Origin of the sequence: Shimia aestuarii (assembly GCF_900114635.1) — a bacterium.
Lineage (GTDB): Bacteria > Pseudomonadota > Alphaproteobacteria > Rhodobacterales > Rhodobacteraceae > Shimia > Shimia aestuarii.
The window spans coordinates 20,660-30,113 of sequence record NZ_FOTQ01000015.1; the positions used below are offsets into that span (position 1 = coordinate 20,660).

General features: G+C 58.2%; 6 protein-coding genes and 1 pseudogene. 4 read left to right on the forward strand and 3 right to left on the reverse strand.

All coding sequences use genetic code 11. The features are described from left to right. The first annotated feature begins 90 nt into the window (after nucleotides 1–90). From BMZ35_RS19750 to BMZ35_RS19760, 3 genes are read left to right on the forward strand one after another with little or no spacing between them, the layout of a single operon-like run. The gene (locus tag BMZ35_RS19750; protein ID WP_093096937.1) at nucleotides 91–399 is read left to right on the forward strand and encodes a hypothetical protein; all 309 of its coding nucleotides are present in this window, start codon (nucleotides 91–93) and stop codon (nucleotides 397–399) included. After that, entirely contained in the window at nucleotides 380–1,090 is a 711-nt protein-coding gene (locus BMZ35_RS19755; protein ID WP_131814406.1) for a hypothetical protein, read from the forward strand. The genes BMZ35_RS19750 and BMZ35_RS19755 overlap by 20 nt, the downstream gene beginning before the upstream one ends. Nucleotides 1,091–1,107: 17 nt before the next feature. Beyond that, complete coding sequence (locus BMZ35_RS19760; RefSeq protein ID WP_131814407.1) at nucleotides 1,108–5,037, forward strand: CHAT domain-containing protein; 3,930 nt, start codon at nucleotides 1,108–1,110, stop codon at nucleotides 5,035–5,037. Nucleotides 5,038–5,094: 57 nt separating this feature from the next. On the opposite strand, the gene BMZ35_RS19765 is transcribed toward BMZ35_RS19760, so the two are convergent. From BMZ35_RS19765 to BMZ35_RS21285, 3 genes and pseudogenes are all read right to left on the reverse strand, one after another. After that, complete coding sequence (locus tag BMZ35_RS19765) at nucleotides 5,095–7,122, reverse strand: NADH:flavin oxidoreductase (RefSeq protein WP_093096946.1); 2,028 nt, start codon at nucleotides 7,120–7,122, stop codon at nucleotides 5,095–5,097. Nucleotides 7,123–7,318: 196 nt separating this feature from the next. Continuing rightward, nucleotides 7,319–7,717: a cupin domain-containing protein gene (locus BMZ35_RS19770; RefSeq protein WP_242654873.1), complete on the reverse strand. Its 399-nt coding sequence runs from the start codon at nucleotides 7,715–7,717 to the stop codon at nucleotides 7,319–7,321. Further along, nucleotides 7,718–7,900: pseudogene (locus BMZ35_RS21285) on the reverse strand (helix-turn-helix domain-containing protein); the annotation flags it as partial. 129 nt (nucleotides 7,901–8,029) lie between these two features. On the opposite strand from BMZ35_RS21285, the gene gabT reads away from it, so the two are divergent. After that, on the forward strand, nucleotides 8,030–9,334 hold the full coding sequence (gene gabT, locus BMZ35_RS19775; protein ID WP_093096949.1) for a 4-aminobutyrate--2-oxoglutarate transaminase: 1,305 nt from the start codon (nucleotides 8,030–8,032) through the stop codon (nucleotides 9,332–9,334). Nucleotides 9,335–9,454 lie beyond the last annotated feature (120 nt).

Genomic DNA, 9,454 nt, shown 5'->3' on the forward strand with positions numbered 1-9,454 from the left:
CGTTTGTTCAGGCTCATCATGCGTTTTTTGTCCGTTCTTCTAATCTTATTCCCACACGCGGCCCTTGCATGCGATTACTGCGAACGGAAAGTGACGCTGACACCTGATCTGGCTGCTTGTTACCTGTCGAAATTCGAGGCTGAGATTGAACAGATGCTACAGGCGGGGCTGCCTGTCCAATTGATCAATCTTGGGTCCTGCGATCAGGCAGAAACGGAAAAGCGGGGCGGAGGGTCATTGCCTTCTTTGCCGACCCCGCGCGGTAGGGCAGAGCTGAGCCTCAGCTTTGTTCTTGACGCCGCCGCCATCCGTTGCCTTGCCAAAACACTTGAAACGGAGACCTGGACGCCCGAGCGGATCAAGACATTCGAGATCAATCGTGACTGCGCGCAGGACTAAGCCCAAGGAGCGCGTCAGCGACGAAATGGCGTATGAGGTTCTGGTGGAGGACTCCGGCGCGGAGGAGTCGCCGGAAGCACCGGAGTTCGAAGGCAAAAGACCACCACGGCGACCACCTGAACCGGAAGAGACCGGCGGATTCCTTGGTGGTTTCGAACAAATCATGCGCATCCTCGCCAGTATTGGTGTGGCAGGGGCGGCGATTGTCGGGGTTTTTGAATATATCTCGTCGAACGAGGATGTGCGGCGGGAACGATCGCTTGCGGTGGTGCGGGACTGGCAGGAAGACAAGCTGATCGACCGCTATACGCAGCTTCAGTCCTATGTCGAAAACCAGTTGCAGACCAGCACCCTACCGCCTGCGTCGCTTCCGCCCGAGGTGCTGGCGCGGGCATATCGCAACCTCGGTTATAACTGGATGGTGGATCTGCGCGCTGATGGTGGGGCCGATGCACAGGCGATGGAAACTCACGTGGATCGCCTAACGCTCTTCTTTGCACAGATGGAAATCTGCATTGCGGCCGAGCTTTGCAATGGTGACGTTCTCAATGCTTATTTCCACTCCGAAGTGACAACCTTCTGGCAGTATTTCGAAGGGTACGCCCAACTGCGGCGTGAGGCGAACTATGCGGATTATGGCCGACCGGTTGATGCTCTTGTTGGCCGATTCCAACAGATGGGGCAGCCTTGATCCGGTGGCTCTTGTTGTTGGCTTTTCTACCCCTCGCCGGTTGGGCGCAGGACATGCGCCAGGTGGAACAGAACCTCTCAGTCTTGCGGTTTGATCCGGGCAACGTGGATGGCATTGCCGACGCGCGCACGAGCGATGCGATCACGGCGTTTCAATTTTCCCAAGGGCTCGACGCGACAGGTCGCCTTTCCCCATGGGAGGCGTCTTACCTTGCACGGATTGCCGCGAATGCGGGGATTCAGGCGCCCTTTATCACCGAACTGGACTTGGCTCCGGACGAGACAAGCCGGAAAAACAAAAGGATGTTGTTTGCCAATGGGCTGCACTATGCGGCGACGGTCAGGTACAGGACCTACAACAAAACACATGCCTCGGTCGGGTCGGAGCGCTTTGTTGCGTTGATGGATTCGAATGGGGAACGGCGCCGTGGTTTGATGCGAGATGCAACAGCTTTGGCCCAACAGTCGCGAAACCCGCTGGCCATTGGCTTGATGCATCTTTCTTCCCTTGATGAAACGGAAACCGAAATCCCGGATACGCAGCGCGCGTTGGAAACTTTGCTGCAATATGCCCGGTCTCATCCGGAGGAGAGTGCCTATGGCGACCGCGCCCTGTCGGTTGTTACGTACTACATCCCTCAGCGCGATCTATGCGAAGCGCCGGAAAGCGATGTATTGCGCGCGCTTGTCGCGCAGAGTCTGACCTTGCCAATCGTGGCGACGTTGAATGCTGAAAATCATGGGCGGCTCGTTGATGGTGTTCTTGTCTGTACGCGCGGCGATGCACGCGACCATTTGTACGAGAGTCGCGTGGCCATTGCGCGCGAGGAATCGCAAAGGCAGGTATTTCAGACCGGGTTGACGTGGGCAGCTGATCTTGCGCGACGGGGCAATGCCGAGGCTGCGCAAAGTCTTTTTCAACAGGCGACCCAGATGTTTCTGGACGATGGTCTTTCCAAGGAGATGGGGGATTTCGAGTTCGATCAGGTTTTTCCGTATCAGGCTGCGGTCGACATGGTGCGGTTGGGTATGACGGCAGAGGTCGCCCGGATCATCCGGCACAACAGGAATATTCTGGAGGCCATGGATGCGAGTGTCGGCGCGGGATCCTATGCGTTTGCGTCGAGCTATGACGGTTTTCTTACGCATAGTTCGCAGCTTTCGATCCTGGCGCGCGACTTTGCCGGTCTCAAATGGCTTGGGGCGTTCCTGCATGACAGGAAAGTCGACAATGGCGGCTTTTCCGAGAACCCGGACACGGCGCGTTTCAATGCGCAGGACATTCTTTGGGGAGGCGCCCGGATCGGTCTTTATGCATGGTCGCGCAGTGTGGACAAATCCATGCTGTTGGAAGCCGTGCCAATCGTGTTGCCGGAAATGCTGCGCGACGGAGCGTTGGAGCAGGCGCTGTGGACCAGCCTTCAGGAGGCAAACGCGGCCCTGGAGATCGGGAACTACGAGGTCGCCGAGCCTGCGATTCTGCGCGGTGTGTCGATTGCGCAGACATCGGGCGCCTACGATCAGGTTGGGCGGGACATTCAGATTCTGCAACGCCAGCTCAACCTGTCGCGCCTTGAAGACCTGACGCCGGCGCAGCGTTTGCTTGAGCAGATGGACATCTATTACACGGATGCCTGCAAGAGCCTTGAGGCGGCCAAGATGAGCTATGAGGCGTTCATCGACGTGGATTATGCGGCTTTGGCGGACGATCCCGAGGTGCGGCGGGCCGTCGTTGATGCGAATGCGATGAATAGGCTTTTGGGGTGTTTTTTCCCCCAACGGCTTACGGGGGTTGAGGCACGACTGCTCTGCGCGATCGCGGGGTTTTCGGATCGAAAAGACGTGGCCGAATATGTGCTTGCGGCCCAATGGGACGGCATCGAGAGCTGGAACCGGTATCCGATCATTGAACAGTGCGTGTACGGGCTTTTTGATGCTGGACGGCAGGGCTGGATCCGGGTCGAAACAATCGCCCCCCCAAGCGAATATGACAGTAACGCGCTCTGGTTCATCACGCAGACGCCTCAGAAACGCGCGCAGTTGATTGAGGAAGCGACGACCGAAAACCTGGATTTTGGGTCGAGGGTGGACATGCAGCTCATGGAAAAGCCGCTTGCGCGAATGGAGCGGATGCGGATTGCCGAGGTTTTCCACACGCGTTTTGCAGGGTCTTTTGGGCGCATTGGTCCGTCAAAACAGGACGTCCTTGGCATTCGCGATGCGGCGATTGCGTTTCAGCGCATGGGATATTTCGGGACCGCCGAGATTTACTTTGCCAATGACCAGAGGGTCGATCCATTTGCGTTCGGAACCGAGGACGCGGCAAAGCTGGATACCGATTTGCTGCGCCCTGAACATACATGGCTGCGCCTGCGGTATTCCAGCCTCTATCGTGACTGGGGCAAACCGGATCTGGCTTATGCCGCCATTGGCCCCCTTGCCGAGCGCGCCATTGAAAGGCTGGGGTCCAGCGAAGATCCGTTGCCTGGGACGGTCGAACAATGGGCAAGGCGGTTGAAAGACCTTTTCATTGCCTATCTTGAGCTTCAGTTCGACGATTTGCCCCAAGGGCCGAACTATCCGGCGATTTTTGCGATTCAACAGTATTTGCAACTGGCGCGGTCCACAGCGTCGGCATCGGTGCTTGAGCAGCGGTTGAATTCGGCCAATCCGGCTGTGGCGCGTGAATACCAGGATGTGCAACGGGCTTTGCGGGCGGCTATGCGCGACCCCGCTGGGCAGGGGGCCGCGATTTCCGACCTGAGTTTGCGGCTGCAGGCGATGGAGGCGCAGATGCCGGAAACCGATGCCGCACTGAGGAGCCACCAGATTGGTGTGACCCGTCCCCTTCGCGAGGTCATGCTGTCATTGCGATCCGAAGGGGCGGCAATGCTTGTTGTGACTCAACTAAGCGACTCGGTTGTGTTGATGCTGCTGGACGGGCGGGAGGCCCGTGCGCGTCGGCTCGACTTGAACGTTGAGCGGGTGCAGGCGGCGGTGACAGGCCTTCGCCACAGTATTGTTAAGAGTACCGGCGAAAGGGACATATTTGATCAAGGGTTGGCAAGTCAGCTTTATCACGAGCTGATCGGTTGGGCCTATCCGGATCGGCCGCCCCCGCGGGAACTGCGTTTGGTGACGACTGGCCCGTTCGCAACCTTGCCGTTTGCGGCGCTTCGTCACGAGGATGGGTGGCTTGGTGTGAGCACGATCCTGCGAGCCTCGCCGTCCGTGGCGCGCGGGTCTCAAGCGTTCGAGGACTCCTCGGGAACGACGGGTTTTATCGGCCTGGGTGATCCCAATCTCACAGAGGGTGACGTGGCAGGGCGCAGTGCTTTGCTAGGGGCAGGGGGGGCTTTGGCAGAGCTGCCAGAGACAGCGGCGGAACTTGCGTTCATGGCAATTGTTTTTGGTGGAAATCCGAAAGACGACGTTTTCACGAAAGAGCGGGCAAGCGAGCGGCAAATGCAGGCGTTAAACAGGAACAACCGCCTTGCCGAGGTGTCGGTTCTGGCATTGGCAACACATGGATTGCTGTCACGGGAAACCGGGGCCCTGGAATCGTCGGGTCTTGTGCTGTCGTTGCCCCAGTCGCAGGGGGAAGATGGAATCCTGACTGCGAACGAAATCTATGGATACCGCATTGGGGCGGAGCTTGTCATTCTGTCGGCCTGCAACACCGGTACGCCGGATGCGGACAGGGGATTGTCCGATCTGGCATCAGCCTTTTTGTATGCCGGTGCCGGGGCCATGATGCTGACCCATTGGGAGATCGATAGCGGCGCGGGTGTCGAGCTGACAAAGCGCGTTGCGCTTGAACACCGCATGGCGCAGTCGGCGGATTACGCATTCTCCCTGCGGGTGGCGCTTGAGAAGATGCTCAGCGACCAGAGCGTGGAAAAATTTCATCACCCGCGCTTCTGGGCAAGCCATTTCATTCTTGGGTAATTTTGTACGCGGCATATTTGTTGGAGCTTGATGTGCGACCGACCTTGAGCCGCCGGATCAAAATTTGCTGCAGATCCGGAGGGCGTCGAGGATTGCCGCATGCATGTTGCGCCCTGTGATCGCGTCACCAATGCGTGCCAGGTGAAACATGCCGGACGGGAAATGGGTCTTGAAGGGATATTGGCCATGGATCAGGGCGCTTTGGTCGACCTGCCCCAGGTTTTTCGACCCAGGTTTGAGGTCGTGATAGAGGGCGTCCATCGGTGTCGCGCCATTCTCGACCACCACATGGTCGAAAAACCTTTCGGTGGTTTTGCCCGTCAAGACGTGGCGCAGTGTGGCGCTTACCCGGTTTCCCTTGCGGGACAGGGCGTGAAGCTCGTGCAAGCAGGTGAAGGTGACGCCGTTGGCAGCCAGATCGCGCAGTGCAACAGCAGAGGTGGTTGGGCCGAGATCGTGTAGAAGAGTCCGGTCGGGAGACACGAGTTCGACTTTGTTCCCGACACTTGCCAGAGCGTCCGCCGTGACCGCTGCCGGATGGTCTCCAATCTCGTCATAAAGAAGCACTTCACCGGCAATGCGCGCTTCGCCTGACAAGATATCCCAACTGGAAAGCGCCAGATCACCGCCGGGTATAGGCAAGGGCTCGGGCCACCCGCCTGTTGCAATCACGACAAGGTCCGGGAATTCAGCGTACACGTGGTCAGCTTCGGCATAGGTGTTCAGGCGGATGTCGACACCCAGTTCCGTGGTTTCGGAAATCAGCCAATCTGCAACGCTTTGAACCTGTCGGCGGGTCTTGCCCTTGGCGGCGAGGACGAGTTGCCCGCCTAGTCGAGTGGAGGCCTCGAACAGGACAACATTGTGACCCCGAAGCGCGCTGACACGTGCGGCTTCCAGCCCGCCCGGTCCCCCACCGACAATCACTACCTTCTTATGCATGTCGCTGGGTTTGATGGTGTGCGGCAGGGTTTCTTCGCGACCCGTGGCGGCATTGTGTCCGCACACGGCTGGTTTGCCCTGATTGACCCTGTCGACACAGTAACCCAGGCCAACACAGGGGCGGATGCGCTCTTCCTCTCCACGCGCGAGTTTTGCAACAAGGTGGGGATCGGCCATCTGCGCGCGTGTCATACCGACTAGGTCCACGTGACCACCTGAGAGCGCATGGCGCGCCGTGGCGAGATCGGCAATGCCGCCAGCGTGCAGGATTGGCAGGTTGACGGATTGGCGGATGCGACCGGCCACCGTGACATGAGGAGCGGCAGGTAGACCCATTGGGCGCACCCATTCGGCAAGTCCGAGGTCATCGTAGGGCGCGCCAGCGAGAATGTTCAGCAGGTCGACATGTCCGCTATGCTCAAGCATTTGGGCGGTGGCGACACAGTCGTCGGCTCCTAGGCCGCCTTCGGTCAGTTCGTCGCCCGTGATGCGCATGGACAGGACAAATTCGGGGCCGACCTCGGCGCGGACCGCGTCGAGTACCTGCAAGGTGATACGCATCCGGTTTTCCAGCGAGCCGCCATAGTCATCTTCACGCAGGTTGGTGAGCGGTGACAGGAATTGGCCCAGAAGATGTGAATGAGACAAGAGTTCGATGCCGTCAAAACCGCCCCGCTGGCAGCGGCGTGCAGCGGCTGCAAAACCATCGATCACGCGATTTATGTCTTCTTGTTCCATCACCTTGGGAAAGGCGCGGTGAGCGCGCTCGCGAATGCCGGATGGTGCCAGAACCGGAAGCCAATGCCCATCATCCCAAGCGGTGCGACGCCCCATATGAGTAATCTGGCACATGACGGCGGCCCCATGCCTGTGCACCCCGTCGGTCAGTTTCTGGAACCACGGAATAATGCTGTCGTCGCCCACGTAGAGTTGGCCGAACACCGAAGGGCTGTCAGGCGCGATATTGGTTGATCCACCGATCATCGTCAGGGCAACCCCACCCTTGGCCTTTTCCTCGTGGTACAGTCTATAGCGGTCGCGGGGGTGGCCGTTTTCAACATAGTTGGGGGCATGTGCGGTGCTGACAATGCGATTCCGCAGCGTCAGGTGCCTGAGGTGAAGCGGGTCAAGTAGGCTGGCCATGGCGGGTTTCCTTTGAACAAGGCAACGTCGCGAGGGTCGGCCGAAATCACCGGAGCCTCATTTGATGCCTGACCTACACTACCTGACGCGCACATCCGGAGATTTCACCACTTCCGACTCGGATCCCACGAATGACGACTCTTGAAAAGAGTCGAGCCGTTTCAAAAACTCCGTTTATGCGATCAGGTACAAAGGATCATAGATAGGGTGGCGTGCAAGCAGAGATCACTTCGGCAGGTCGATCCGAGATGTTGCGAAACCGATGCGGTTCGCGGCTGTCGAAGAGATAGGCGTCGCCAGCCTTGAGAACCCGTACCTCTTCGCCCACGGTAACTTCGATCTCACCTGAAATCACGATCCCGCCCTCGTTGGCTTCGTGTTCGATCATCGACTCGCCGGTGTCAGCCCCGGCTTCGTAGCGTTCATGCAAAAGTTGAAGCCCGTGGGCCTTGGCATCTCCGACTTGCTTGATTGTGATCATCTTCTGCGCCAGATCGTTGTTCTGATACAGTAGCGAAGTCAGGTCGCGCATTTCGGATGGTGTAAAGAAGGGTTGATGGTTATTGATCGTCTCAGGCTCAAAAAACTCTGACATGGTGATCCCAAGGCCGCCCAATATTTTGCGCAAAGAGGCAACGGAAGGGCTGCTTCTATTGGTTTCGATCATGGATATCTGGCCATGCGGGACACCGGCTGTTTCTGCTAACTGCCTCTGAGACAAGCCAAATTGGGTTCTTAGCGTTTTCAGTCGCCCGCCAACATCAAATTCTTCGGTCACAATGCTGGCTCCTTCTTGGTTTTCTTGATCATACCAGAATTTCCTTCTGGCGCACAAATTTTTCCTAGCAATGCTTTAAATAATGAGCAATAGTAAATGAAATTTTGAGCGTTCCAAAGGAGAATTGTTGTGACCGCCACTGAGAATCTCAAGGCCCGTCGGGCCGCCGCCGTCGCCGTGGGCGTCGCGACACGAGGAATTTATGCTGAACGCGCCGAAAACGCCGAACTTTGGGATGTTGATGGCAAGCGGTTCATTGATTTCGCGGCCGGGATTGCGGTGAACAATACGGGCCACCGTCACCCAAAGCTGATGGAGGCCGTCGCGGCACAGTCGAATGCTTTCACGCACACCTGTTTTCACGTTGCCCCGTACGAAGGCTATATTGCCCTGGCCGAACGGCTGAATACTGCCACCCCGGGTGACTTTGACAAGAAGACCATGCTGGTCACAACCGGTGCTGAAGCTGTTGAGAACGCAGTGAAGATGGCGCGCGCCTACACGGACCGCTCTGGTGTCATCGCGTTTTCCGGTGCGTTCCACGGTCGTACACTGATGGGTATGGCGCTTTGTGGCAAGGTCACGCCTTACAAGAAAGCCTTTGGTGCCATGCCTCCGGAAGTGCTGCATGCACCTTTCCCGAACGAGTTCCACGGGGTCACTGTGGAACAGTCGCTGGCCGTTCTGGACAACATGTTCAAGAGCTCGATCGACCCCGAACGCGTGGCTGCCATGATCATTGAGCCGGTGCAGGGCGAAGGTGGTTTCAACATTGCGCAACCTGAATTCCTGCGCGCATTGCGCAAGATCTGTGACGATTATGGCATAGTTCTGATCGCGGATGAGGTGCAGGCGGGTATCGCGCGGACCGGAAAGCTGTTTGCATTTGAACATGCAGGCGTGGCCGCCGACCTAGTGACGATGGCCAAGGGTCTGGCGGGTGGTTTTCCGCTCTCCGCCGTGACCGGTCGGGCCGAAATCGTCGACGCAGCGCCGGTTGGTGGGATCGGCGGCACCTATGCGGGCAATCCGCTGGCGGTTGCCGCGGCAAACGCCGTTTTTGACGTGATCGAAGAGGAAAATCTCTGTGCACGTGCAACCGAGATTGGCGACATGATCAAGGGCCGGTTGACCGACATCGCCGCACGTCAGGGCATGGAAGCCATTGGCGATGTGCGCGGGCTCGGCGCGATGATCGCCTTTGAACTGGTCACAGATCGTCAGACCAACGCGCCCGACCCAGCGCTGACACAGGCTATCGTGGCCGAAGCCGAAGCGCGCGGGTTGATCATCCTGCCTTGTGGAACACGTGCCAACGCGGTGCGCCTGCTGCCGCCACTGACAACGCCGATGGAGCATGTCGAAGAGGCGCTGGATATTCTCGAAGCCTCGATCGAGGCCGCAATCAATTCAACCGCGCAAGCCGCGGAATAAGGAGACCGGAGAGATGGCAAAGGACCTCGCCCCCCAATCGAAACCCGACCTGAATGCCTTCAACTGGGAAGATCCCTTCCTGTTGGAAAGTCAGCTGCTTGAAGACGAGCGGATGATCCG